The 26,220-nt window shown below is 59.8% G+C and carries 21 protein-coding genes; 11 read left to right on the top strand and 10 right to left on the bottom strand.

Annotated elements, in window-relative coordinates:
• Window positions 1–248: 248 nt before the first annotated feature.
• Together msrB and Q0030_RS30255 are read right to left on the bottom strand one after the other, a co-directional pair.
• Complete coding sequence (msrB, locus tag Q0030_RS30260; protein ID WP_298375574.1) at window positions 249–749, bottom strand: peptide-methionine (R)-S-oxide reductase MsrB; 501 nt, start codon at window positions 747–749, stop codon at window positions 249–251.
• Window positions 750–835: 86 nt separating this feature from the next.
• Complete coding sequence (locus Q0030_RS30255; RefSeq protein WP_298375572.1) at window positions 836–2,332, bottom strand: FAD-binding oxidoreductase; 1,497 nt, start codon at window positions 2,330–2,332, stop codon at window positions 836–838.
• A gap of 94 nt (window positions 2,333–2,426) precedes the next feature.
• Here Q0030_RS30255 and Q0030_RS30250 point away from each other — a divergent pair, with 94 nt between their 5' ends.
• Together Q0030_RS30250 and Q0030_RS30245 are read left to right on the top strand one after the other, a co-directional pair.
• Window positions 2,427–2,969 carry a histidine phosphatase family protein gene (locus Q0030_RS30250; RefSeq protein ID WP_298375570.1) on the top strand — a complete coding sequence of 181 codons (543 nt, stop codon included), beginning with the start codon at window positions 2,427–2,429 and terminating at the stop codon, window positions 2,967–2,969.
• A gap of 157 nt (window positions 2,970–3,126) precedes the next feature.
• Window positions 3,127–3,552, top strand: coding sequence for a universal stress protein (locus Q0030_RS30245; protein ID WP_106328268.1), 426 nt, complete (start codon window positions 3,127–3,129; stop codon window positions 3,550–3,552).
• A gap of 583 nt (window positions 3,553–4,135) precedes the next feature.
• Here Q0030_RS30245 and Q0030_RS30240 read toward each other — a convergent pair.
• On the bottom strand, window positions 4,136–5,461 hold the full coding sequence (locus tag Q0030_RS30240) for a serine hydrolase domain-containing protein (protein ID WP_298375566.1): 1,326 nt from the start codon (window positions 5,459–5,461) through the stop codon (window positions 4,136–4,138).
• Between the two features lie 80 nt (window positions 5,462–5,541).
• Window positions 5,542–5,949, bottom strand: coding sequence for a hypothetical protein (locus tag Q0030_RS30235; RefSeq protein ID WP_298375564.1), 408 nt, complete (start codon window positions 5,947–5,949; stop codon window positions 5,542–5,544).
• A 616-nt stretch (window positions 5,950–6,565) separates the two neighbouring features.
• Here Q0030_RS30235 and Q0030_RS30230 point away from each other — a divergent pair.
• Window positions 6,566–8,311, top strand: a complete 1,746-nt coding sequence (locus tag Q0030_RS30230) for an adenylate/guanylate cyclase domain-containing protein (protein ID WP_298375563.1) — start codon at window positions 6,566–6,568, stop codon at window positions 8,309–8,311.
• Window positions 8,312–8,532: 221 nt separating this feature from the next.
• On the opposite strand, the gene Q0030_RS30225 is transcribed toward Q0030_RS30230, so the two are convergent.
• Complete coding sequence (locus Q0030_RS30225) at window positions 8,533–9,366, bottom strand: TauD/TfdA family dioxygenase (protein ID WP_298375561.1); 834 nt, start codon at window positions 9,364–9,366, stop codon at window positions 8,533–8,535.
• 85 nt (window positions 9,367–9,451) lie between these two features.
• On the opposite strand from Q0030_RS30225, the gene Q0030_RS30220 reads away from it, so the two are divergent.
• Window positions 9,452–10,141: a Crp/Fnr family transcriptional regulator gene (locus Q0030_RS30220; protein WP_298375558.1), complete on the top strand. Its 690-nt coding sequence runs from the start codon at window positions 9,452–9,454 to the stop codon at window positions 10,139–10,141.
• Between the two features lie 279 nt (window positions 10,142–10,420).
• Here the strand turns inward: Q0030_RS30220 and Q0030_RS30215 are convergent, their stop codons facing one another.
• Window positions 10,421–11,776, bottom strand: coding sequence for an alpha/beta fold hydrolase (locus Q0030_RS30215; protein WP_298375556.1), 1,356 nt, complete (start codon window positions 11,774–11,776; stop codon window positions 10,421–10,423).
• A gap of 785 nt (window positions 11,777–12,561) precedes the next feature.
• Between Q0030_RS30215 and Q0030_RS30210 the strand changes: the two genes are divergently transcribed.
• On the top strand, window positions 12,562–13,419 hold the full coding sequence (locus tag Q0030_RS30210; protein WP_298375555.1) for an ABC transporter substrate-binding protein: 858 nt from the start codon (window positions 12,562–12,564) through the stop codon (window positions 13,417–13,419).
• A 505-nt stretch (window positions 13,420–13,924) separates the two neighbouring features.
• On the opposite strand, the gene Q0030_RS30205 is transcribed toward Q0030_RS30210, so the two are convergent.
• Window positions 13,925–15,508, bottom strand: a complete 1,584-nt coding sequence (locus tag Q0030_RS30205; protein ID WP_298375553.1) for a winged helix-turn-helix domain-containing protein — start codon at window positions 15,506–15,508, stop codon at window positions 13,925–13,927.
• Between the two features lie 411 nt (window positions 15,509–15,919).
• Between Q0030_RS30205 and Q0030_RS30200 the strand changes: the two genes are divergently transcribed.
• Together Q0030_RS30200 and Q0030_RS30195 are read left to right on the top strand one after the other, a co-directional pair.
• Window positions 15,920–16,843 (top strand): dienelactone hydrolase family protein, encoded by a 924-nt coding sequence (locus Q0030_RS30200; RefSeq protein WP_298375551.1) that lies wholly within the window; start codon window positions 15,920–15,922, stop codon window positions 16,841–16,843.
• A gap of 205 nt (window positions 16,844–17,048) precedes the next feature.
• Complete coding sequence (locus Q0030_RS30195; protein WP_298375549.1) at window positions 17,049–18,821, top strand: adenylate/guanylate cyclase domain-containing protein; 1,773 nt, start codon at window positions 17,049–17,051, stop codon at window positions 18,819–18,821.
• A gap of 208 nt (window positions 18,822–19,029) precedes the next feature.
• Here the strand turns inward: Q0030_RS30195 and Q0030_RS30190 are convergent, their stop codons facing one another.
• Window positions 19,030–19,842: an aminoglycoside phosphotransferase family protein gene (locus tag Q0030_RS30190; protein ID WP_298375548.1), complete on the bottom strand. Its 813-nt coding sequence runs from the start codon at window positions 19,840–19,842 to the stop codon at window positions 19,030–19,032.
• A gap of 454 nt (window positions 19,843–20,296) precedes the next feature.
• Here Q0030_RS30190 and Q0030_RS30185 point away from each other — a divergent pair, with 454 nt between their 5' ends.
• The 3 genes from Q0030_RS30185 (at window position 20,297) to Q0030_RS30175 (ending at window position 23,222) form a co-directional block, all read left to right on the top strand.
• The gene (locus Q0030_RS30185) at window positions 20,297–20,890 is read left to right on the top strand and encodes a hypothetical protein (RefSeq protein ID WP_298375545.1); all 594 of its coding nucleotides are present in this window, start codon (window positions 20,297–20,299) and stop codon (window positions 20,888–20,890) included.
• Window positions 20,891–21,309: 419 nt separating this feature from the next.
• Window positions 21,310–22,122 (top strand): class I SAM-dependent methyltransferase, encoded by an 813-nt coding sequence (locus tag Q0030_RS30180; protein WP_298375542.1) that lies wholly within the window; start codon window positions 21,310–21,312, stop codon window positions 22,120–22,122.
• 305 nt (window positions 22,123–22,427) lie between these two features.
• A complete protein-coding gene (locus Q0030_RS30175) occupies window positions 22,428–23,222 on the top strand; it encodes a methyltransferase domain-containing protein (RefSeq protein WP_298375539.1) in 795 nt (264 codons plus the stop codon).
• A 106-nt stretch (window positions 23,223–23,328) separates the two neighbouring features.
• On the opposite strand, the gene Q0030_RS30170 is transcribed toward Q0030_RS30175, so the two are convergent.
• Window positions 23,329–23,625 carry a DUF1127 domain-containing protein gene (locus Q0030_RS30170; protein WP_298375537.1) on the bottom strand — a complete coding sequence of 99 codons (297 nt, stop codon included), beginning with the start codon at window positions 23,623–23,625 and terminating at the stop codon, window positions 23,329–23,331.
• Between the two features lie 169 nt (window positions 23,626–23,794).
• On the opposite strand from Q0030_RS30170, the gene Q0030_RS30165 reads away from it, so the two are divergent.
• Window positions 23,795–25,345, top strand: a complete 1,551-nt coding sequence (locus Q0030_RS30165; RefSeq protein WP_298375533.1) for a winged helix-turn-helix domain-containing tetratricopeptide repeat protein — start codon at window positions 23,795–23,797, stop codon at window positions 25,343–25,345.
• 347 nt (window positions 25,346–25,692) lie between these two features.
• Here Q0030_RS30165 and Q0030_RS30160 read toward each other — a convergent pair whose 3' ends face one another.
• On the bottom strand, window positions 25,693–25,992 hold the full coding sequence (locus Q0030_RS30160) for a hypothetical protein (protein ID WP_298375532.1): 300 nt from the start codon (window positions 25,990–25,992) through the stop codon (window positions 25,693–25,695).
• Between the last annotated feature and the right edge of the window lie 228 nt (window positions 25,993–26,220).

The following is a 26,220-nucleotide window of genomic DNA, read 5'->3' as shown; positions in this document are numbered from 1 at the left end:
TGCCACGAAACGAAACGTAACAAAATCATGCGCTTGAAAAAAAAGCCCCGGCCGTTTAACCGGGGCACAATTGCCGGGCAGGCAACAATTGCCGGGACGGAGCGGAGTTCTGACCGCCCTCCTACGTCTTGGTTTGATGCGCCTTCCTGACGCGAACCGGCATCCAATTCGCTCGAAAACGCTTCCTAGTTTGACGCGTTTTCCTGGCGCGAGCCGGTATCCACCTCACTCGAAAACGGTACGGGCCATCAGGTCGCCGAGGGTGCGGCCGGGTGGAACACCAGCGCAAAACCGTCCATGCAGTAGCGCAGCCCGGTCGGCTTCGGACCGTCGTCGAAGACATGACCGAGATGGCCGCCGCAGCGGCGGCAATGCACCTCGGTGCGCAGCATGCCGAAGGTGCGGTCCGACGTGGTGCCGATCGCATTGTCCAGCGGCTTCCAGAAGCTCGGCCAGCCGGTGCCGCTCTCATACTTGGTCTCGGACGAGAACAGCGGCAGGTCGCAGCCGGCGCAGGCGAAGATGCCCTTGCGGTGCTCCTTGAGCAGCGGGCTCGATCCCGGCCGCTCGGTGCCCTCCTTGCGCAGGATCTCGTACTGCTGCGGCGTGAGCTGCGCGCGCCACTCGGCGTCGGTCTTCTCGATCTCGAATTTCTCGGCGGCCTGCGCCGGCGAGGCGCGCAGCCAGCGGAAGGCGGCGAAGCCGAACAGGCCGGCGACGGAAGCAAGCAGGATGCGGCGATCGATCATCAATCATCTCCGATACGGGCGGCCAAAGCTGGCGAACAGGATTGGCAAACTGGCTCGTCACCAAATACGAACCCCGCCGCCTCACGTTACATCCGCCCGTCGGAGATCCGCTCACTTTCTTGCGAGGGATGGGCATATGGCTGCTCACCGTCCTCAGCCTGCCGGGGCCCGGGCGGCGGCACCGGCCGCACGGCGGACGGCGGCGGGCGGCGGGGCGCCGGTCCCCGGGTTCCTGCCTTGAGATTGGCCTCGGCCAGCCGCGCCTCGCGGAGGCGCTCCTTCGCACGTGCACCCTCGCGGTAACGCGCCAGAACCCCTGCCGCGGATGCGGCGCCCCTCGCCCACAGGCCGATGAAATGACCGGCGACGCGACCGGTGGTGCCGCCGGCCCAGACCAGCTCGAACGGCGAAAACAGCCGCCAGCGGTCGTCGCCCCACAGGATGCTGCGCGCGATCAACTGCCCGGCGAGCGCCGAGGTGTTGAGCCCCTGCCGGCCGAAGCCGCTCGCCACCCACAGGCCCCGGCGCAACTGCCCAATCTGCGGCATGCCATGCACGGTGACACCGACTGCGCCGCCGAACGTGTCGGCGATCGGAACCTTGCCGAGCTGGGGAAACACCGTGGCGATGCGGCGCTGCACCGCCGCACCGAGCCGCCTCGGCCGGGCGTCCCAGGTGGTTTCGGGACTGGCCCACAACAGGCGATCGCCATCGACGACACGGAAATGATCGATGCCGTCGCTGTCGACGACCGAGCCGGAAAAGGCGATCGCCTCCGCCAGCCGTTCCCCGAGCGGTTCGGTCAACGCCGCATAGCGCCACACCGGCAGCAGCGTATCCGACAAACGCTTGAGCGGCGCGCCGAGATGGATGTTGCCGGCGAGGACAATATGGTTCGCACGCAGTCGCGCCGTCGGCGTCACGATGCGTTTGCGGATGCCCGAAAAATCGATGCTGACGACCGGCGTCTCCTCGAAGATCCGCACACCCGCCCGCATTGCCAGCGCGGCGAGACCGTGCACATATTTGCGGCCATCGATCTGGAATGCCTTCGGATAATAGATGCCGTGGAAATAGCGCCCGGTCCTCAGCACGCTGCGCACGCGATCGACCTGCCAGCCTTCGACTTCGGTGGCAAATTCCTCACCCAGCGTCTGCAGGCGGCTGATCAGCGCTTCGCCGACATCGACATTGGAGACTTCCAGCGCGCCGTCGCTCGCCCTGATGCCCGGGATCAGATCCTCGGTGGCGGTGGCGCGGACATACTCTGCGCCCTCCTTCGACAGCGCCCACAATTCGCGGGCATCATCGAGGCCGACGCGCTCGATCACATCTGATATCGGCAGGCCGAAACCTGGCATCACGGTGCCGAGATGATGTCCGGAGGCGTTCCAGCCGATCTGGCGGCCCTCGAGCACGGCGACGCTGGCGCCAAGCCGCGCCGCCTCGCGTGCCACGGTCAGGCCGGCCAGCCCCGCCCCGACCACGCAAATGTCGACGTCGAGGTCGAATGCCAGACGGTCGCGGAACGGCGAGGCCGCCTCGTCGGGGCCGTCTGCCGCACTTGTGGAAGTCTCGCTCATGTCGTTTCTTACGAACCGCTGCGGCGCTTGTCACCTTGTCCAGGGCATGCGCCTGTAGAATTAATTCGACCAGACCGAATCGAGATGGAAGTCCATGCGCCGTTTGCTGCTGCTGCGTCACGCCAAGACCGAAACCGACGCGCCTTCGGGGCAGGACCAGGACCGTCGTCTCGACGAGCGCGGCCACCGCGATGCGGCGGAGATCGGCGGCTGGATCGCCCGCCACCCGCCCCGGCCCGATCTGGCGCTGGTATCGCCGGCGGTCCGCACCACGCAGACCTGGGAGATCGTGCGCGAGGCGCTGAAGGCCGCCGGACCCGCGCCGAAAGTCAAATTCGTGCCGGGACTCTACGGCGCCGATCCGGCGCAGCTGCTCACCGCGATCCGGACGGCCTCCGTCACCGATCCGAAGCGGCTGATGCTGATCGGCCATAATCCCGGCATGCACGAGCTCGCGCTGACGCTGACCGGCAGCGGCGACGAGGCCGCCAAGCGCGCGCTCGGCGACAATCTGCCGACCTCCGGGCTCGCCGTCTTCGACTTCGCGACAGACGACTGGAACGACGTCTCCTTCCGGCGCGGCAAGCTCGTCCTGTTCGTCAGCCCGAAACTGTTGAAGCAGGCCTCGCGCGGCTGACGCAAGCGGACAGCGCCGCTCTGCCATGCTATATTGATGTCGACGCGACAGGGGGACCGGTTCGCGGCGACACGACAAGCTAACTCAAGAAGAAGAAGGCGCGCGTCCCGGCACAGGGACCAAACGGCTCCAGACCAATCGCGGACAGGAGGCGCAGATGTACAAGTCTATTCTCGTGCCGATCGACCTCGCCGATACCGATCTGGCGAAGCCTGCGATCGCAACCGCTGCGACGCTGTCGCAAACATGGAACGGCGCGGTGCGTCTGCTCAACGTGCTGCCGATGACGCCGGTGATGCTCGCCGAATATGTGCCGGCGGATTTCGACAGCCAGCAGCGTGAAACATCGGAGGAAGCGCTCGCGATCGTCGCGCGCGAATCCGGCATCGCGCCAGGGCGCATCTCGGGCGTGGTCCGCCAGGGCGGCATCTATCACGAGATCCTCGAGGAGGCCGCGGCCATGAAGGCCGACCTGATCGTGATGACCTCGCACCGCCCGGCGATGCGCACCTACTTCCTCGGCTCAAATGCCGGGCACGTCGTGCGCTACGCCAAATGCTCGGTACTCGTGGTGCGGCACTAAAGCGGGATGAGTTTTGGGGCCGCCGCAGGCGGCGGTGCCAAATATCGAAAACAACCCCATGCAAAGTAGCCGGCGGCTGCCGGCGTTCGACCAGGCGACTTGACACGTCGGGCAACTCAGGGATATTCTTCTAATATTCCGAAATTGCGCACGAAGATGCCGTTGAGGACGCGGTCATTCGCTCATGGCACGCCGCGCGGCTTGTTGGGCAGCATCGGCTCGATGGCAGTCCATTCATCGTCGGAGAGCCGTGGCGCATGATTCGGCCCCTTCGGTCAGGCGCTGGCCGAATTATTCTAGTCCGCCCCTGACCAACTCACGGCCCCCTCTGCTAAGATTTCAGCGCTGCCCCAGCGGGGCGAGCAGCGTTTTTCAATACGTGAGTACAGCACATTGCGTCTTTGAATACCGCAGAACGTCCCACTGTATTCCACTTCGGCTTCCCACGCCGTCACGCCGAAGGCCATCGATGCAATCATGGCCACTACTAACGCGCTTCTTCATGGCGACACTCCTTTTTGGTTGAACGCTCGTCTCGACGTATTCTGTGTACGCGACCACGGCGGTCTCACGCGGGAGCCGGTCAGTCCATAAGGGCCTGATAGACGAGACTGCGAAGCAGCGAGCGGTAATGCGCCGCTATCGGCGTCGGCGGTAGTTGTAACATCAAAACCGCTATCAGCTTCTCTTTCGGATCGACCCAGAAGGCCGTGCCATAGGCGCCCACCCAATAGAATTCTCCCGGCGATCCCGGCAGCGGATTGCGTCCAGCCTCATTGCGGACTGCAAAGCCAAGCCCGAAGCCCTGGCCGTCTTCGGGCGACGGCGCCAACGCTTGCGCGTAGAAACCCTTCTGCGTCACCGGGCTGAACGCAATGCCCGGCGGCAAATGATCGGAGGTCATGAACGCAACGGTTCTTGGCGACAACACACGCACCCCGTTCAGTTCGCCGCCATTCAGCATCATTTGGGCAAACCGTGCATAGTCGGACGCCGTCGAGACCAGGCCGAGGCCGCCGAGTATCAAATTAGGTCGCTTGCTAACGCCCCACATCGGCGGCCGCTTGCCTGTCGCGGTGTCGATCTGGGGCTCAGCAAGGCGCTCCAACTTCTCTTCGGTGACATAGAAGCCCGTGTCGACAAGCCCGATTGGTTTGACAATACGGTCGGCAATGAATTGGTCCAGGCTCACGCCGGAAACGACTTCGACAATGCGCCCCAACACGTCGGCGGACATTCCGTAGTCCCAGGTGGTTCCGGGCTGGTAGGCTAGCGGGAGCTTCGACAACTTCGAAACAACCTCCGCTAGGGTCTGGCTCTGATCAAACAGTTTTGCATCATTGTAGGTCTGTTTGACGAGGGACTTGCCCATGGTACCGTAGGTAAGACCCGACGTGTGCCGCAAGAGATCTTGCACCGTCATTTCGCGGCGCGCAGGCTCGAGGGATAGCTCCGGATTTCCCGTCGCGGGATTGGCCTTCTCCACGCCCACTTGAAGATCCTTGAACTCAGGCAGATAGACGGACACCGGATCGAGCAGTTGAAGCTTGCCTTCTTCGACCAACATCATTGCTGCGACAGAAACGATGGGTTTGGTCATCGACATGATTCGGAAGATTGAGCCGGTCTTCATCGGCACTTGTTTCTCACGATCCTGAAACCCGATGGCTTTGAGATAAGCAACCTTGCCGTTGCGGGCGATCAAAACCACGGCTCCGGGTATCGCGCCTTTATCAACATCCGCCTGGAACGCACCCGTCAGGCGTTGCAGCCGCTCTGATGAGAAACCAAGTGCTTCGGGCTGGCTCGCCTCGGGCAAACCCTGCGCAAGGGTCGAGAATGCGGCGCACGTCACCGCAACCGAAATGCAAATCAGATTGAAGAAGTCCCTTCGACGGTAGGTACGCATGCTTCCCTCCTGTCGTCTGCCGCGCCTCGTCGAGTGCGACCATCCGCACCTGCAATCGGTCTCTTACGAAGAAACGCGCCTTAAGCCTTCAGGTCTGTGATCCGCATGATCGCGACCACGTTTCCATCGTTGTAGGCCTGCTCCTTTGTGTCCTTGTTGCAGGTCCAGACAAAGTTTTTCTTGGCCGTAAAGGTCTTTCCCTCCTGCTCGATCCGAAGCTCCCCCTCGGGGATATGGCAGATCATGGCATTCATCATCGGGGGGCCGGCTGTCTTCGATCCCGGCTGCATAATGACATCGCGCATTGAGATGGTCTTAAACCCGGGGATGAGGGATGGTGTCTCGCCATCGTAGGCACGCACCACTACACCTGGCCACGGCGTCGTATCCTTGTAGCCTGTGGTTTGAGCGACGGCCGGCTTCATCATGGCCGCCGAAGCCGCTGCCAACCCGATTCCCAATGCTGCCCTTCGATCGATCTTGTTCATCGCCTCTCTCCTAAGGTGACGCGACGAGCCGCCGCGGAAGCGGCGCGCGCGTTTCGTGGAATGTGAGTGGTGGCGCGAACCGAAAAAAGCGTCGGTCTGTTAAGAGAGCGTGCCTGCCGATGGCATCAGTACTGATCGTTCGCCCGGACGGCGATTTCGGCTGTCCCGTTTCAAGGGCAACTACACTATACGCGACCTGACGCGCCTTAGCAGCTTCATTCTGGGCAACTAATATAGCAAGTCAGCGTGAGCGACCGCCCCTTGGCTCGGTTCGGTGGTGCGCCACCACGACCCGATTGGCGTCCGTCGGGAGGCGACGACAGCGGCTCCCCAGAATGTCCGGAGTTGGCCCCTGTCGGACATGCCGAGCGGGCTGGCGAGTGTCTGATCCCGAGGGCAGAGCAAACGCCGATCATGCAGGCCAGCTTCCGTTTTGACCCCAAACCGACATGAACCAGATCCAAATCTCGCAGCGCGACGAGCCCCTGCCATAGGCCGGCAAATGCCGCTTGGGGCAAACGGGGCTCTCCCGCGATCGCCGCTCACAGGTCCGCAACAAAGTGCTAGGCTCCTCCTTGTCCCAGCGGCGTGGCTAGTCTGGTCATTCGGAGGGGTTGTGACCGAGCAGCGGGTTCAAAGGCGATTAGCGGCGATTCTGGCCGCCGACGTGGTCGGTTACTCTGCGTTGATGCAACGGGCTGAGGAGGCGACCTACGCCGAGTTCGAGCGACTCAAACACGAAGTAATCGAGCCCAGCCTCTCCCGTCACGACGGGCGACTGATCAAGACCACGGGTGACGGCGCGTTGGCCGAGTTCGCAAGTCCGTCGGCTGCGGTGCGATGCGCGGTGGAGATACAGCAAAGCATTGCGGCAGGCCGAAGCTCCCTTAATCTGCGCATTGGGGTCAATCTCGGGGAGGTTATCGTCGGGGCTGATGGTGACCTTTTTGGTGATGGGATCAACATTGCTGTCCGGCTAGAAGGGGTCGCCGATCCCGGCGGCATCCTAATTTCCGAAAAGGTGTACAGCGAGGTCGAGGGCAAGCTGGACGTTGGCTTCGAGGACCGGGGCGAACAGCAGCTCAAGAACATCTCCAAGCCTGTCCGCGCTTATGCCTTATGCGCGGAGCTTCATAGCGCGCCAATCGAGAAGCTGGTTGCGGCCCCTCCACTCCCGGACAAGCCCTCCATCGCGGTGCTGCCCTTCGAGAACATGAGCGGCGATCCCGAGCAGGAGTATTTCGCGGACGGGATGGTTGAGGAGATCACGACGGCGCTGTCGAGGTTTAAATGGTTGTTCGTGATCGCTCGCAATTCGAGCTTCACGTTTAAAGGAAAAGCCGTCGATGTGAAGGAGGTCGGACGAAGGCTTGGCGTCCGCTATGTCCTTGAGGGGTCCGTGCGCAAGGCGGCGGGGAAAGTTCGCATCACAGGGCAGTTGGTTGATGCGATTACAGGGGCACACATCTGGGCGGACAGGTTCGAGCGCGACCTGACAGACGTTTTTGCTCTTCAGGACGAAGTCACGACCGCCGTTGTCTCAGCCATCCAGCCAAAATTGCTACAAACAGAAATCGCATTAGCGGCACGGCGGGGACCGGAGAACCTCACCGCGTATGATTTTTACCTCCGAGCTATGCAGCAGAATTACCTAACGACACGCGAAGGGTTAGCCGAAGCGCTCCGGCTCGCTCGTCGTGCCTTGGAGCTAGACCCTCGGTTCGGCTCTGTTGCGGCTTTGGCAGGTGGCTGTCACATGTTCAACGTCGTTTTGGGCTATGCCAACGATCCTCAATTCGAGCGCAAGGAAGCAGTCCGGCTTTTTCGCTTGGCATTGAGCGTCGACGATAGTGATCCAGACACGTTAGCGACGGCTGCCATGACCTCGGCGTTTATGGTCGGCGATAGCGAAAGTGAGATTGAAATGGCTGACCGCGCGGTCGCGCTTAACCCAAATTCATATCTCGCATGGGCCTATAGAGGCTGGGTCTATGGAGTTGCGGGGCAGCCGGAGGAAGCAATCCGGAGCTTTGAACGCGCCATCCGGATGAGCCCGGTTGATCCGTTGCTACACCGGTCGTTTGCTGGGATGGGATATGCCTTTATTGAGCTTCGTCGCTTTGACGAGGCCATCGTCGCAGGGAAGAAAGCCCTTCGTCAGAACCCCTCCTTTCCGCCAGCTCACCGCTGTCTCGCGTCCGCTTTCGCCCATCTCGGCCGTAATGCCGAGGCCCGTGAGGCGGCGGCTCGTCTGCTTGAGTTCGATCCCACGTTCGCAATCTCAGCGTGGATCGCCCGGGGCGGGAAATCAAACGCGAAGCTGCTGATTGAGGGCCTTCGGAAAGCGGGGCTGCCCGAATGAGCCCGCGCTCGCCCCGCCGGCGAGGTGATCGAACATTGACCTGTTTTTGTGCGCTGCGTGAGTCCGAATCTGGCCCATAGCGTCAGTTGGCGCGGTGCAGCGACATGTCCGAAGTTGGTAGCGCGATTGACCCAAAGGCGACATCTTGTTGGCCTGGGTCCTGGCGTTTTCGTGTATCCGCTACGCGCCGCTGTCGGTCCCGGGTGAAATGGAGTCCGCCTTCAGGACAGTGGACCGCCTTCAAGGGTAATGCGGTGCATCAGGCGGTGGTGGCCCTGGTAATCGTTGAGCGCATGGTGCCAAGTGCAGCGATTGTCCCAAATGGCCATCGAGCCTGCGCGCCACTGAAAGCGACGGACGAACCGATCCTGCGTCGCATGCTGATAAAGATAGCTGAGCAAAGCCATGCTTTCTTCGCGAGTCCAGCCGACAAAGCGGGTTGTGAAGGCAGGATTGACGTACAGAACGGGCTTGCCGCTGCCGGGGTGCGTGATGACGACCGGATGGACCGCCTCGGGTGTATCCTTGAAACCGCCCAGTTCCGGACGGTCGGATTTGGCGTAGTGACCTCCTTCACCAAAGGCGTGAGCCGATACGTGATGGGCCTTGAGTGTGCGCAAGGTGGCCTTGAGACCAGGGGATAATGCGTCATAGGCGGCGTAGAGGTCGGCGAACAACGTATCGCCGCCCTCGGGTGGCGTCTTGACCGCCATAAGGACCGATCCCATCGACGGCGCCACATCGTAGCTGTGGTCGGTGTGCCAAGCTCCGCCGATATTCGTCCGCTGAGACTCGGACTTTTCAACCTTGGCGATCTCGGGATAGCGTTCGGCTTTGGGAAAGTAGCGGTTGATCACGATCGGCGCGAGCCTGCGCGCGAAGGCGATCTGTTCCTCGGGCGCGAGAACCCTGCCTTGGATGAACACGACGCCGCGCTGAAAGATAGCGGTGCGAATGGCGTCGATCTGATCATCAGTTGCGCAAGTCACATCGATCCCATCGATTGATGCGCCGCAACGGTCCAATGGACGAACATCGAGCACTTCGGAGGCCATGACGGGTTTCTCCCTGTATTGCTACTTCGCCAGGTCAGGATACCCGAGTGGATGCATAAGACTGTCACTCCTGTTACAATCAGGCATGGAAAAGTTCGACCTCGCTAGAGCGCGCGAAGTTCTGGGACGACAGAAGTGGTTGCATGACCACGGCGTTGATCTCATCGAACCGCTGCTAACCCATGCGCGGTTGGTCGACTTTCAGGCCGGCATGTGGACGTACGCGGAAGGAGACGAAGATACGGGCTTGCTGATCGTCATCCGTGGATTGGTTCATGTCCTGTGTCAGGCGCCCGGAGAGCGGCAGGTCCTGTTGGGATCGGTTGGCGCGGGCGGCGCCATGGGTCAGACTTCGCGATTTGGTGGAGGCCCACGATTGGTTACAGTTCGGTGCGTGGAGAACAGTCTGATTCTGCTCGCATCAGACCGGGCTCTCGCGCAAATTGCGACCACACGGCCCCAGATTTGGAAGGCTGTAGCAGCGCTGGCCTATCTGAGATCCCGCGATTTGGTCCAGCTCCTTGCCGAGACGATTGCGCTGCCACCTCGCCAGCGGCTCGCCGCCCGAATGATCCGCTTGGCGAGGGAGAAGGACGAAAGTGGTAAACCCATGCTGCGTCTCAGCCAGGAAGCGTTATCTGAAATGGTTGGGCTGACGCGCAAGACCGTGAACGGTTACTTCGCCGAGTTCGAGCGCGAAGGTTTGATCCGACACACCTATGCATCCACCGTCCTGCTCGATCCCGGCGGGCTCCAACGAGTTGCCGAAAGCTGAATGGGTGTCCGCGTTGTCGGGCCGTTTTTCAAATGCCGCTCCCAGGAGCGGCCTGGCCTTCCGCGATCGCGCGCTGTTAGGCACGACGCGCAAAGTCATAGAGTGAAGTCGCGAATGACTTCCGCTGGTGGCCCATCGCTTCAGTTGGCGCAGTGCAGCGGTATGTCTGAAACTGGGGCTAGATCGGAAGTAGATGGCCAACTACAAAATAACGCGAATGACCCAACCCGGACATTTCTTTACCGGATCGACGCCCTTCGTAAGGGTCTCCAGCCCGGATCACTTAGTCAAAAAAAGATTGATCTCCTCGAAAAACCGAGCAGTTGCGGGTTCGTGCTTCAGAAAGAGGTGATTCCTCCCCGGAAGCGCTATGAAACGAGCACCGGGAATCCCGGCCGCCATCTGACGGCCCGCATCGATCGGGACCATAAGATCACCGCGCGCATGCATGACAAGCGTTGGCACCTGCACTTGCTGGAGCAATTCGCGCACATCGATATTTCCCCAGACTTCAAAGTAGCGAGCCGCGCATTCAGGTGATGTGGTCTTCCGTTGAAGGTCGTTGAACCAATCGGCCTGTTCCTTTGTGCCCTCGGGAATGAACTGCGAGGTGAACATTTGCCGGAACGCCGGATCATCCATGCCCCACCCAAGGCGCATCAAAGTTCCCATCGCCTTTCGCTTCTCATGCTCCTCTGGTGATCGCTTGCCGCCGCCCAGTGCAAAACCACCATACAGGATCAAGTGAGAAAGGCGCTCTGGATGCCGCACGGCATAAGCAATGGAAATGGCACACCCTTGGGAGACGCCAAGAAGGGGAAAGCGCTCGATCCCAATGGTATCGACCACGGTTTCTAAATCGCCGACCCATGCCTCGAGAGAAAGCTCATCGACATCCCAATCCGACAGCCCGTTGCCTCTTGCGTCGTATCGAACCAGCGTGTGATTTCGCGCCAATCCCTCCAGCAAATGATGCCAGATCGGGCTCTCCCAATCGTACTCAAGGTGGTTCATCCAGTTCGCCGCCTTGACGAAGGGTAAACCCTGCCCCACGGTTGCATAGGCAAGGCGCACCCCATCGGGCGCCCGGCAATATTTGATCTCTTGCGTCATGCTGGCGGAATCGAAGTTCACCGAATAGACTTCGACGGGCTTGGCGATGTTCTTGAGGTTCCGAAGCCCCAGCTTCTCGCAGGTGAACGCGAGTTTTTCGACCAGGTGATCGCGTGCCTGGCGCGAAATGCAGATTCCACCCGGTTCGGCTATCCCCTCAAGCCGTGCGGCGATGTTCACGCCATCGCCATAAATATCGTTCTCCTCGATCATGATGTCGCCGAGGTTGACGCCAACGCGAAACTCGATCCGCTTGTCGACACTTACCCCGACGTTCCGCTCGCTCATGCCGCGTTGCACTTCAACGGCGCATCGTACCGCGTCAACCACGGACGCGAACTCGACCAGCATACCGTCTCCGGTGTTTTTGACGATACGGCCCCGATGTTCTTCGATTTTTGGATCGACCAACGCCTGCAGATGCCCCTTCAGCTGGGCGTGCGTGCCTTCCTCGTCCATGCCCATGAGACGGCTGTAGCCCGCCACATCCGCAGCCAGAATTGCTGCAAGCCTGCGCTCCAAGATGCGTCCTCCGATAACCGTCCGTTACCGCTCACGAGCCTTACAGAAGCTCTCCTGCTTCCAGCCTTTCCGGAAGACAGGGAAGCCGGGCCAAGGATAATCCGCGCTGCACTAGCAAATAGAGCACCAAAGACCGATAGCGGCAACACGCCCGCTTTTGCGCGTCCGAGCATCGCGCACCGAGAGGGCGGACACGTGACCGCACCCGACCAATGCCGCACAAACGTCAGAAAGTTGTTGCCAAGGGACCCATTCCATTAGCGGACATTGGCGACCTCCGAACATTTGTTGCACAGCTCACCCCCCGGGTTCTCCCTTCTGTCGAGTTTGGACAGATACACTGCCTCATTGTGGTCGTTGAGGGCGAGCAGCAGCATCCTACCTGGCATCGTGCGGGGCTTTTTTGCTTTTAGCGTTTCAGTTTGCGGCCTTGCGATGTCGCCTGTTGGCCCATAGCTGACGGTCTGCATGACGATTCGCGAACGGCGGCTGTTCGAGGTGAACCGGAAGTCCCCCGTTCGCTCGCCATGGGCGGCTAGTGACCCATTCCGGAAGTCGAGCGACCCAATTTGCTGTAGTGCAAAACGCGTTCTCATTCAGCATGTGGTAGGCTACGGACCTAAGCGTCAGGGGGACCAGTCGTGCTGCGACGAGAGTTCATTATCCTTCTCGCGGGCGCCGCTGCGACGTGGCCACGCATCGTGCGTGCACAGCAAGGAACAAAGATACCGCGAATAGGTATTCTCTCGCCCAGCCGCTCTGAGGATGCCAGTCCAAACCGCGTAATGTTGAAAGCTTTCGTGGCTGGCCTTCGCGAACTTGGTTACGTGGACGGGCAAAACATCGCCATCGAGCGTGTGCTCTCAGAAGCCGATATCGATCGACTTCGTGAAGCCGCTTCTGAATTGGTGAAGCACAACGTGGATGTCATCGTTGCCGTGAGTACGACGGCTGCCGGCCCTGCCAAGCAAGCAACCAGCGTCATTCCCATTGTCGCGATCGGCATGGCTGATCCCGTTGATGATGAACTGGTGGCCAACCTACCGCGGCCCGGCGGAAACATTACAGGGACAAGTTTCCTCGGCCCGCAGCTGGTCACGAAGCGGCTACAATTGCTCAGCGAAGTCGTGCCCCAACACTCTCGCGTGGCGGTCCTCTGGCATCCGCGTGCCTACAATGATCGAACAATGGTGGGGATGGTCAAGGAGGCTGAGCATGCGGCGCACGCGCTGGGTATCCAGCTTCAATTTGTGCCGGCAAACAGCCCGGAGGAAATTACCAGCACCCTTTCCACCACTACTCGAGACGGTGCTGATGCGCTGTGCGTGTTTCCCAGCCCAATGCTGTATGCAGAGTACAGCCGGATCGTGGGCATCGCGGCGGAAAAGAGATTGCCGACGATCTACGCTGCGAGGGAGGGAGTGGAGCTAGGCGGGCTCATGTCCTACGGCGCCAATCTGGCCCATCTGGCCCGACAGACAGCCTCTTACGTAGATCGAATTCTCAGGGGCGCCAAACCCGCGGATCTACCTGTGCAGCAGCCAACCAAATTCGAGTTGGTCATCAATCTCAAGACCGCCAAGGTCCTTAGCCTCGAAATTCCGCCGAAAGTGCTCGCGTTGGCCGATGAGGTGATCGAATAGGCGCGCAATTTGCTGCGATGCATGAGTCCGGACGTGGCCCATCGCGACATACTGCGCTGCCGCACGAACTTGGTCGCTATAGGAGCAAAGCGGACGTAGTTGCCAGTCACAATGACGCCGCCGGGTTTATAGGTACACGGCCTAGTTAGGGATCGGGTGTCTGCTTCTGGCCCCCTTGAGACATGCCGACGGACGCTGAAATTGTCCGTTTATCGGGGTAGATCGGAAGTAATCGCGAGACGGTCAAAACGGCGGTTTTTGACCCGAAGCGGACCTAGCGGACGTTCGGCTTATTACCCCAGAGCTCTCGAACCGGCCTAGGCACTTTCACAGAAGAACTGAAGACACTGTTCGCTCGACCACCGTGCAGTTTTTCCAGCAACCCGGCCGTGCGCAGGCTATCGAAAAGATTGTATGCATCAACTGAAGCCTTGAAGGTGGAAGCGCGCTGTAGGTGATCGTTGATCGATGACATCATCTCTCCGTTAGCCCTTGTGAAATGACATCAGTCTGGGACGCCGGCCCTTTCCATACCTTCATAGATTCGATTGCGCTGCCGTAAGAAAACAGGGTTGTCGCTTTGGACTTCGACGCGGCACTTACCGATGCGGAAAATGGGAGCCAGCCGCCTTCCGACTTCGCTGGCCTGGACCGCTTCCGATTTACTGTCCTGAAGAGCCAGAGCCGCCGCTAGATGGAAGTAGGGGAGCTCATTTTTGGGAGCAATATCGACAGCCTTCCGCAAACGGTCCACAGCCTTGTCAAGCCTACCGAGGTGCAGATCCGCCAGACCAAGAACCGCGTACCAGGTTCCAAGCATTGGATCGCGCGGGCTGAGGCGCATCGCGGTGGTCACATGACCTTCGGCTTCCTCGCCACGTCCAAGAAAAATCTTAACCCACCCTGCTCTCACGTGAACATAAGGCAAATCGGGATCCAAGCTCATGGCGAGTTCAATTTCGCGAAGGGCTCCCTCTGGTGCTCGCAGGGCGACCAACAACGCGGCACGACAAAAATGCATGCGGGCAGTGAGTGGTGTCAGTTCCGACGCTTGAGACATCGCTGCCTCGGCCAGACGGACTTGCTCAGCACGCGCTTGGGACATATAGGCGTTGACTTCCCATAGGTGGGTTTCGACCAAACCCATCAGCACATCGACGTTGGTCTTGTCGATGCGGAGCGCCTCCTCAAATATACTACGTGCTTCGCGGGCCCCGGCGACTGAGACTTTTTGGAAAAATACCATCCATCCGCGAAGTGCGAGGTCGACTCCATCCAATTCCTTTGGTTCCTTGCACTCTAGACGCCGCGTCTCCGCTGCCATCAGTTGGATATCCATAGCCCGTGCGAGTCGAGCTGTGATCTCATCCTGCATGTCGAGCGGGGCTGCTCGTGGCTTGTCGAAGCGTTCGGCCCAGAGGTGTGCGCCTGATTCTGCGTCGATGAGTTGTGCGTTCACGCGTAGGCGATCGGTCCCGCTCTGGACGCTGCCTTCCAGCACGTAGCGAACTCCAAGCTCGCGGCCAATCTGTCGAGCATCCACAATTTTGCCCTTGAATGCGAAAGCCGTCTTGCACGAAATAACGAAATAATCGGGAAGGCGAGATATGTCAGTGGTAAGATTCTCTGTAATCGCATCGACGAAGTCGTCCTGCTGCTTGTCGCCACTAAGATTGGCGAAGGGCAGCACAACAATGGAAAGACGGGGCGCTGAAGACGGCATCTTTCCGAATTCACCGCCATGCGTCGCCAAGTTAGCCGACCCGACTGCGCGCTGCTGGTCCTCGAATACAGTACCCACGAAGCGGAAGCCCTTGCGCGGCAATGTCTTAATCAGGTGGCGCTTCTCGCCGGTGTCGCCGATCGCGTCCCGGGCGGCATTGAGGCGGGTCGTCAACGCTGCATCCGAGACGGCGCGGCCATTCCAGATGGCACGGATGAGATCGTCTTTGCTGACGACGCGCTCCCTGTTGCGGATCAGGTAGTCGAGGAGGTCGAACGCCTGTGGTGTGATCGGGACTATCTCGGCGTCGCGGCGTAGTTCGCGACGGTCCGGGTCAAACGTATAATTCTCGAAGAGATAGCGCACAGCCACTCCCCCGCTGGCCTTCAGAGACGCTCAGAGCCACAGCCAAATGAAAGATTATGCCGCTCGTGCGCAAAATGTAAGCGGCTGGTTAAAGAGGTTTTGCCCGGAACGGCGGTGTTTCTTCTGGTCAGAGGAGATCGGAATGTCCGCCTATGGCCCATCGCTTCAGTTGGCGCAGTGCAGCGGTATGTCTGAAACTGGGGGTAGATCGGAAGTAGATGGCCAACTACAAAATAACGCGAATGACCCCGAGCAGACATTCGGTCACCATTTTGCGCCGACTGCCCAACATGGAGGCTGAGCCGCAATACCCCATGCACACAACGCAACCGGAGCCGCCAGTCTTTATTGATAGCCGCCGAACGCATAGTTGTAAGTGCGTAGCTGAGGCAAACAATCTGGGAGGAGGCTATGCCTGCACTCAATGACTTGGTGGCACGCAGGGAATTGCGCCCGTTCGAAAGCCTGACACTGACGGATCAACAGTTTCTCACAGGCGACAAGGACGGAAAGGCCGTCACGCTCGCCGGGGAGTTGCGGCTGCCGCGAAGCGCTTCGGACCGTTTGCCGGCGGTCATCCTCGTACATGGGTCGTTAGGCACGGGGTCTCGCGAGGAATTCTGGGCGAAGTACTTCAATGAGATGGGGATCGCGTCCTTCGTGATCGACAGCTTCTCCGGACGTGGTTTGGTCGACGTAAATCCCGATCAGGAACAACTCGGACGGTTCAACATGGTGCTGGATGTGTACCGGGCCTACGACGTGCTCATCGATCATCCCAAGATCGATGCCACACGCATTGTACCGATGGGGTTCTCACGCGGCGGACAAGCCGTGCTGGCTGCCAGCTTTACGCGCTTCCAGCAGACTTGGCATCCAGGCATCGAATTTGCGGCGTACATTCCGTTTTATGCGTCATGCAGTATCGCGATCATCGGCGACACCGAAGTCAGCACGGCGCCCATCCGACAGTTCCATGGCACGGCAGACGACTACAACCCAGTAGCTCCTTGCCGTTCCTATTTCGAACGCCTCCGCGCCGCCGGCAAGGACGCCAGGCTGATCGAATTCCCTGACGCACACCACGTCTTCGATAACCCGCTCGCACCGAAGACACCGACCGTATTGAAGGCGCAGACTGTACGTGCGTGTAAGTTGAAGGAAGAGCCTCTCGGCATCATCATAAATGCCGAGACCGGCGAGCCGTTTACGTACGCGGACCCTTGCGTACAGACCGATCCTCACATCGGTTACAACGAAGCCGCTGCAGCTGCGGCCCGCGAGGCGGTGAAGGAACTCCTGCAGACAGTGTTCAGGCTCCAACGAGATCCCTAATAAGGCTCGAGGTCCGGAATTGGCCCGTTTGAGACGTGCCGATGGCCTCTGAAGATGTCTGCTTGTCGGGACAGACCGGAAGCAACCGATTGGCTGCGAAAACGACGCTCTTGACCCACAGCGGTCATTGCTGCGAGGGGATGGACACACCCCGATATTGACCCATAGACTTGAGCTGTTATTGCCTTGGACCGGAGCACACCGGATGGCCGAAGCCCGGGTCGGACGCAGGTTGGCGGCGATAGTGGCTGCTGACGTGGCGGGCTACTCGCGGCTCATGGGGCTCGACGAGGTCGGCACCGCCCGCACACTCCGCGAACACCGCAAGGTCACTGATGCGCTAGTTGCAAAGCATGGTGGCCGCATCGTCAAGACCACGGGAGACGGCCTGCTCGTAGAGTTTCCCTCGGTGGTCGATGCTGTTGAATGCGCAGTAGCTGTGCAAGTCGCGATGGCCCAGAGGAACGAAGGTGTCCCGCAGGACCGGCGAATGCTCTTTCGGATCGGGGTCAATCTCGGAGATATTCTGATCGAGGGCGATGACATTCTTGGCGATGGCGTCAATGTCGCGGCTCGGCTCGAGGGGATCGCTGAGCCAGGGGGCATCTGTATCTCGTCGTCGGCTTATGAACAGGTTCGCGGCAAGGTCCCGGTCGAGTTCACTGACCTTGGCGAGCAAACTCTCAAAAACATTGCCTGTCCGATCCGCGCCTATTCGGTTGGCCCGAGCGCAAGTGTTCATCAAACGGCACCGTTGCGGTCTTTAGCTCCGCGTTTGTCCATCGTGGTGCTGCCGTTCGCAAACATCGGCGGCGGTCCCGAGCAGGAATATTTCGTCGATGGGGTGATCGAGAGCCTGACTACGGACCTGTCGCGTATCAGTGGCGCGTTCGTGATTGCGCGAAACACTGCGTTCACGTTCAAGGGCAAAGCTGTGGACGTGAAGAAGCTGGGACGTGAGCTGAACATCCGCTATGTGCTTGAAGGTTCGGTGCAACGCGGCGGCAATCGTCTCCGGGTCAACGTGCAATTGATCGACGCCGAAAATGGAGAACATCTGTGGGCTGAGCGTTTTGATAAGCCGGTCGCTGACCTCTTCGACATGCAGGACGAAATTGTATCCAGGCTGGCAAACCAGCTGCAGGCTCAACTCGTTGCAGTAGAGGCGCTGAGGGCAGAGCGTTCGTTGCATCCGGACTGCATGGATTTGGTTTTCCAAGGCTGGGCTCGGTTGAACAAGGGATTGACCGCGGAAAACCTACCGCAAGCGCGCAGCTTCTTCGAGCGGGCCATGTCCATCGATCCCGGCAACATCGAGGCAATGGTGGGCTTAGGGATGGTTGATGCGTCAGTTGCGGCGGTGCTCACGAGTGACGACTGGTCGGGGCGGTGCAAGACAGCAGAGGCGAGCTTGACCAAGGCTTTGACCCTCGCACCGAACTACGCTGCCGCGCACGTATATTTGGGCCTGATCTACATGTACACGAGACGTGTGGCTCAAGGCATCGATGAGTGCGAGCGGGCCTTGGCATTGGACCCCAATCTGGCGGGTGCTCACGGTCTCATCGGGTACGCCAAGTTTCTCCTTGGACGGGGAGCAGAAACCGAGGCCCACATCAACGAAGCATTCCGTCTTTCTCCTCACGACACAATGTCGCACAGATGGTTGGTATGGATCGGCTTGGCCAAAGCACAGCTCAATTTGGATGAGGAAGCCGTTATCTGGCTACGCCGAGGCATCGACGCAAACCGAAATTATTCCCTCGCGCACTTCCATCTAGCTTCCGCGCTGGCGCGGCTCGGAGAGTTGGACCTCGCGCGAGAGGCGGTGCAAGCGGGCCTTGCGGTTGACCCAACTTTCACGGTGCGCCGATACATCGATGGCACTGGTGTATGGGCATTGTCCGATCCGACCTACCTCGCGGGGCGCGAGCGCACGATCAAGGGCATGCGCTTGGCCGGGGCACCTGAGGGCTGACGTTCAAGCAGACCCGTTCTGCTTGTTGCAGTGCATGAGTCAGGAAGTGGCCCATAGCTGACGGTCTGCATGACGATTCGCGAACGTCGGCTGTTCGAGGTGAACCGGAAGTCCCCCGTTCGCTCGCCATGGGCGGCTAGTGACCCAAAGGAGATACTGACGCCTCGCTTCGACAGGCCACTTCCGCTCGCGCCGTGACCAAGACGGTTCAGTCTTCCGAGCGCAGTCCCGCTTCGATGCGCTGGATTAGCCGCTCCCGCAGCGCAGGCACCACGTTGCCGAAGACGACGAAGGTGCGGACGATGGGCAAATACGGCTCCATTGCCGCCGTCAGCTCCGCGAGAGAGATGCCGGCCAGCCGCGCATATTCGGATTGCGCCGCCGCATTGGTCGCGCGCGGCCGCTCCGGATTGTCCGCTATTTCCGGGGCGAGCTCGGACAGGATGACATGCAAGAACGCAAGATCGAGGGCGGCGGCCCCGCGCATCGCGAAGGTCCAGTCGACGAGCTTTGGGCCTTCCGCCGTCATGATCACGTTGCCGGGGCTAAGGTCGCAATGGCAAAGCCCGTCGCCGGTCGGCAGGCGATCGATCAGGGCGAGGATATCCGTGGCGATGTGCTTCGGGACCTTGCCGTCGTCGTGCCGCAACTCGCTCTCCATATACTCGCGCATGGAGGGGACTTCGGGCGGCGGGGGCATCTTGTGAAGAGACATGGCCAGCGCCGCGACGATCGCGCCCGCCTGTTCGAACGTCACCGCGCCGGTCCGCGAGAGATGCCACAGGGTCGGTCCGTCGAGGCGCTCCAGCACGATGCCGAAGCGCCCGTCCAGCGTCACCTCGCCGAACACCGCCGGCACCGGGACGCCGGCGGCGCGCACGGCGCGGATCATGCGTACCTCGTGCCGGCCGAGCAGATGAGAGACGCCGGCCTTAAACAGCTTCACGACCTGACCGGGCGCCCAGGCGTAGGCTTCGGAGAAGGCGCCCTCACCGATCTTTTCCCCCAGCGATCCCTGCATGCCCATTCTCCGCCGCGCAGATGAAACACCGGCGGCGAGCGAAAAGGAACCCCTCCCGTCGCGAGGGCCGCCGGACATTATGATCGCCATTTAGCCTGCAGAGGCCTTGGTCCACTCCGCTAAATGGTCCCAAGTCCGCTTCTGGCCCCTTTCGAACCTCATCGGGAGGTCTGCGGATGTCTGCTCACTGGAGACTAATGGACTTCGGCGGAAGGGCCGCCGACTTCCGAGAGTGACCCAAAGCCGACTTCCTCGTTCTGGCGAGCAAGCAAACGGGCACGGTGAACCAAGACCCCGTACAGAACCTCACATCTCCGGACAAGACCACACACGGGCGCACCATCTCGGCCAAAGTGTCCTGGAACCGACGCTTGCGTAATTCGGGCGCGTAAAACATTGAAGTAGATAACGCGCAAGTAAGCTCGAAATATCTCGGTCGCTTGAAGGACAGCCCATGGCTATCGCGCGCGTCGCAAGGCGCATCCTGATTGGAATGGTCCTAGCATTGCTGGCCGCCCCATCTGCTTTGTTCGCCCTCGCTTACGGCGCTATCACCTACCTTTACCTTTCAGTCGTCTTTAGCCCTCCTGCTTATTCGTCGAGCATCTCAATTTCTGAACTGAACGCGACTATTAAGCTTGAGTTCTACATGATCTGGGATGTGACGCAGGAGAGCGGCGTTTTTCTGACTGCCTCGACGCCGCGCGGCTCCGTCCGCGGCGAAATCACCGGCTTCGACTGGCTGCACAACGCCCGGCACAGCATTTATGAAACGCCTCAACATGAAGTTGCCGTCCTCAGCCCTGGGGAAGACGACTACGTTGTTGATCTGCGGACACTGGAGTTAAAAACACTCTCGCCGTTTGCATCAAGCGTTGGTTGGAAGTACATCGGCGCGTTCGATTTCGGACGTCCCGGCCATGCGCTGCAATTTTTCCCAGCTTCGCAACACCCCGAGTGCATTCCGATGCGTACGTCGCGTGACGAGTATTGGCCGAGAATGTCTCGCGCCGAATATAGGAAGGAAGATTGCTACAGCAGTAACTAGTCCGACTATGGGAGGCTACATCCAGAGATCGTCGCCTCGACGTGACGAGGGAATGTCGCAGTTTGGCCCATCGCGTCAGTTGGCGCAGTGCAGCGGCATGTCCGAAGTTGAGGGGAGACCGAAAGTAGCTGGCCGACTGCAACACGACGCGATTGACCCCAAGCCGACATTGCCCTGGGCCAAGGCAGCGCCAATGCCAATGCTGCCGTAGCGGATCTACTTACTCGACGCGCCTACACAGACCTGTCTACATTTTGCTTGACAGTCGAACGCTGCGAGCGGAGTGTTCGTACACAGAGCTGTTTACAAACTATCTCGCGCGACTCTCTGACCGGTCGGTGCCCCGCCCCTGATTGGAGCAGGAGCGCGGACGGTCGCGTCATCTGATGGCACCTGGCTTCACATCGAGGATGCCAACCATGAGCGATGTCAGCGACATGAAAATGAAGCAATACGGCAGCGCGGCCGCCGCCGGTTATGACCAGGGCTTTGCTCACGTCTCGTCGTATTTTATTCCGTTCCTGATCCGGGCCGGTCGTGTTGCAGCCGGTCAGACCGTTCTGGACATTGCGACCGGTACTGGCCTTGCGGCTGAAGCCGCATTGGCTATCATTGGCCGGGATGGTCGCCTCACAGCAGCCGACGTTTCTCCGGACATGGTCGAACAAGCGAAGGGACGCCTTGCCAACGCGTCAAACGCAACCGTCGTCATCGAAGACGGTCAAGCCCTGAGCTTCCGGAGCGACACCTTCGATACAGTCCTGTGCAGCCTTGGCTTGATGTTCTTTCCCGATCCTCTCCGCGGTCTCAGCGAGTTTCATCGCGTCCTGAAAGGCGGCGGGCGAGCTGCCGTATCGGTCAATACGGTACCTGAGCGTTCCTACAACACGCGCGTTCATCTCGCGATCGCGCGGCATGTGCCATCGTACGTTTCATCCGCCGATCGGCTTTTTTCGTTCGGCGATGAACGCAGGTTACGGGCGCTATTTGAGCAGGCCGGTTTTGCCGACCTAGAGGTCACGATCCACTCGCAACGTTTTCCGCACGCGTCCTTTGAAGTCTATTTCGAGCACATCGAGCGCGGTTGGGGATCGGCGGGCGAGGCCTTTGTTGCGTTGCCGGAGGAGACGCGTCGTGTCGTTCGCGAAGAGATAAGGCGCGAGGTCGGCAACGAAGGCGGACCCATTGAGATCGAAGTTGAAATCATGTTTGGCAGCGGCCGGAAATCGTGAGCGGCGCGCATGTTACTTGATCGACCTTGATCCAGCCCGCGCGCGTCGATCGCCTTCGGCGCGAACTAACAGCATAACTATTTCCGCTTCTGGCCTGTTCGAGACATGCCAACTGCACCGGGCGATGCCCGCATTCAGGGGTAACCCGGAAGGCATGTGCTCATGATGAGTTCTTCTCAATTTGACCCAACGCAGACACCGGCGGCTTCCGGCCTTGGGTCACACGGCGGGTGACCTGCTGACCATTGATTTACCCTATCTTTCGAGCTCTAATTCTCCATGCGCCCTACCGGGTGGAGGCGACGATGAGCAAGCTCGAATTCACTAAGGAAGCCGCAAAAGGACTCGAAAAGACCTATCTCACGAGAGACGTGGTGGCGCAACGATTGGAGACAATTCGGCAACTCGATTTGTCCAGTGGTGAGCGCGTTCTGGATATCGGATGTGGTCCGGGCTATCTGTGCGAAAGCATGGGAGAGATCGTTGGGCGTCATGGTGCTGTCATCGGCATCGATATTTCGACCGATCTAATAGACCTCTGCAATCGGCGGAAAGCTTCAACGTGGCTTTCATATGCCATCGGCGATGCGACTAATCTAGGTCAGGCAGACGCGTCGCTTGATGCCGTTGTATGTACGCAAGTTGCCGAGTACGTTCCTGATGTTGACCGCGTTCTGTCCGAGACGTTTCGCGTTCTGAGGCCGGGCGGCAGAACGATCTTTGTCGCAACGGATTGGGACGCCGTTGTGTGGCATTCCGAAAATCCAGAACGTATGGCCTTGGTCATGAAGTCATGGGAAGAGCATTGTGCTCATCCGCATCTCCCAAGATTCTTGGCACACAAGTTAGTCAATGCAGGGTTTCGATTTGACGGAGCAACCATCTTTCCGATCCTCAACCTGCAATGTGATGATGATAGCTACAGCAAGGGACTAGCAAGGGGCATTCGAGATTTTGTTGGGCGCAAGAAAGACGTTTCGGCTGATGATCTCAGCGAGTGGCATAGCGAGTTCGAGCGCCTGAGCGAAGCAGGAAGATACTTCTTCAGTACCAACCGATACGTCTTCAAAGCGTCGAAACCTGCTGCGCGCACTCATTGAAATGACGGCTCTTGCATTTTTGAACATGCGGAGCGGCCCTGACTACGTCTGTTCACAAGATAGAACCGGAAGTGATCGGCGTGCCCCAGAACGACGCGCTTGCCCCCTATCGGAAGTCGATGGGTCCAATTTGGCCGTCCACCGTTGGCAGGTATCGCAGCCATTCCCCGGATCGGATGCCTCGTGGGTCAATATCCCGGTGTGAGGCGACGTAGTCGATCTCGCCGCGTGTAGTGCCGATATCCATCAGCTCCTGGTCACTCAAGCCGGACAGGTTGGTACGCAATTTCTGGCGTTCGCGGCGCTCCAGAAAGGCATCCCAACATTTCCGAATGAAGCCGGAGATATGCCGGGTCGATACGGATGTCTGTTCCTGCCACGCCGTGCCGCGTGTCGTGCTCATTGCGGTGTCTCCTGGGACGGTGTCTTTCCACTGGCACGAAGGTGCCGCGGGGTCGGCGGGCACGCTTGACCGCCAGCTTACATTTTCCTCACCGGCAGCTTATTCTTGCGATGTCCTGCGAGGTCAAAGCCCGGTTGTCGGGGGGCTCGCGTCCAAGGAGATTCGCATCTTGCGCTATCTCTTCGAGGGGTACGCATTCGACACCGACCGGCGCGAGCTGCATCGCGGGGCGGACGTCGTCTCCGTCGCGCCGCAGGTGTTCGATCTGCTCGATTACCTGATCCGCAACAGGGACCGCGTCGTCAGCAAGGACGACCTCATCAATGCCGTCTGGAACGGGCGCAGCGTTTCGGATGCAGCACTGACGACCCGGCTGAATGTCGCCCGAAGCGCAATCGGCGATTCCGGGGAGGAACAGCGCCTGATCAAGACGTTGCCGCGCAAGGGATTCCGTTTCGTCGGACAGGTGCGGGAGGCGCGAGAAGGTGCCGGCCCTCATCCCGGCGATCCGCCCGAGAGCGCTCCTGCGCTTCCCGACAAGCCCTCCATCGCCGTGCTGCCGTTCGAGAACATGAGCGGCGACCGCGAACAGGAATATTTCGCCGACGGGATGGTCGAGGAGATCACGACGGCGCTGTCGCGTTTCAAATGGTTATTCGTGATTGCGCGTAATTCGAGCTTTACGTTCAAAGGCAAAGTCGTCGATGTCAAGGAAGTCGGGCGCAGGCTTGGTGTGCGCTATGTCCTCGAGGGGTCGGTGCGCAAGGCGTCAGGCAAAGTTCGCATCACGGGACAGTTGATCGATGCTGTTACAGGCGCGCACATTTGGGCGGACAGGTTCGAGCGCGACTTGACCGACATTTTCGCTCTGCAGGACGAAGTCACGGTCGCTGTTGTCTCAGCCATTCAGCCAAAATTGCTCCAAACAGAAATTGCAATGGCCACGCGGCAGCGCCCGGAGAATCTCAGCGCGTATGATTTTTCTCTCCGCGCGAGGCAGCAGTTTTACCTAACGACCCGCGTACGGGTAGCGGAGGCGATAAGGCTGGCTCACCGTGCCTTGGAGCTTGACCCTCGGTTCGGCTTTGTCGCAGCGCTGGCGGGCAACTGTCACATGCTCAACGTCGTCTTGGGCTACGCCATGGATCCGCAATTCGAGCGCAAGGAAGCCATTCGGCTTTGTCGCCTGGCATTGAGTATCGACGATGGTGATCCGGACACATTGGCAACGGCTGCCATAACCTCGGCGTTCATGGTCGGCGATAGTGAAAGTGAGATCGAAATGGCCGACCGGGCGGTCGCGCTCAACCCAAATTCATTCGGCGCATGGAACAGCAGAGGCCAAGTCTACAGAATTGCGGGGCTGCCGGAGGAAGCTGTCCGGAGCTTTGAACGCGCCATGCGCATGAGCCCGGTAGACCCGCGGCTGCACCTGATGTTTGCGGCGATGGGGACGGCGTTGGTCGAGCTTGGTCGCTTTGACGAGGCCATCGTCGCAGGGAACAAGGCTCTTCGTCAGGACCCGTCCTACTCACCAGCTCACCGCTGTCTCGCGTCCGCTTTCGCTCATCTCGGGCGAGATGCTAAGGCGCGTGAGGCGGCGGCGCGTGTGCTTGAGGTCGATCCCGCCTTTACGATATCTGCGTGGATCGCACGGGGCGGGCTGTCAAATGCGAAGCTGCTAATTGAGGGCCTTCGGAAAGCGGGGTTACCAGAATAGAGCCCGCGCCGACGAGGTGACCGAACAGAGCGTGTTTGCTGCGCTGCATGAGTCCGGAAGTGGCCCCTCGCGTCAGTTAGCGCAGTGCAGCGACATGTCTGAAATTGTGGGTAGACCGGAAGTAGCTGGCCGACCGTAAAGACGACGCGGTTGCCCCCTTCTGCGACATCACCAGCCCAATTCACCGTGATTGCGTCGATGACGAGATTATCGGATCTCCGGAGCGGTGAGGCAAGGAGCCGGGCGCAGAGTAACGCAGCCAGGAGTGCAATCTATCGAAATTGAAACGGCCGCCGGTATGCCCGGCGGCCTCCGCGCTTGACGTGGGTCGCTGGGCGGCGCCCCGACTAGAGATCGATGCCAACGGCGATGTTGCGGCCCTGTAGTTCGGAGATTTTCATTCCTTCCGCCTGCACCTGCGCGAACTCCGGGTCCTTTGCCACGGCCTCCTGCACTTTGCCGTAAACTTCCCAACTGGCGTAGCGCGTCGCAACCAGCAACTCTCCTGCCCACGCGCCAGTGTGGAAACGGGACAGCCGAAGAAATTCGGCGCCGTGTTTTTCAAAGATTTTCTTCGCCCGCCTGACAATCTGGACCATTTCATCGGGCTTGTCGGTCTTGAAACGAGTAAATTGTACGATCGGCATGGGCTACCTCCATAGTGATGTGAATTATCCAAGAGGCATGTATCGAGCGACATTTGGGGCGCGAACCTCAAAGCAATCTCGATGAAGATTTGTCTTCGTCGACATTACTTGGTTCAGGGTTACCAAGCGGCAGCAAGTCTGCCATTTTCCGTTGTCGCCCTGGGACGGTGTCTTTCCACTGGCACGAAGGTGCCGCGGGGTCGGTGGGCACGCTTGACCGCCAGCTTA

The organism is uncultured Bradyrhizobium sp. (assembly GCF_947648125.1).
In the GTDB taxonomy this organism is placed as follows: domain Bacteria; phylum Pseudomonadota; class Alphaproteobacteria; order Rhizobiales; family Xanthobacteraceae; genus Bradyrhizobium.
Note: the sequence above shows the minus strand (reverse complement) of the source record. Positions and strands in the feature narration are given on the sequence as shown.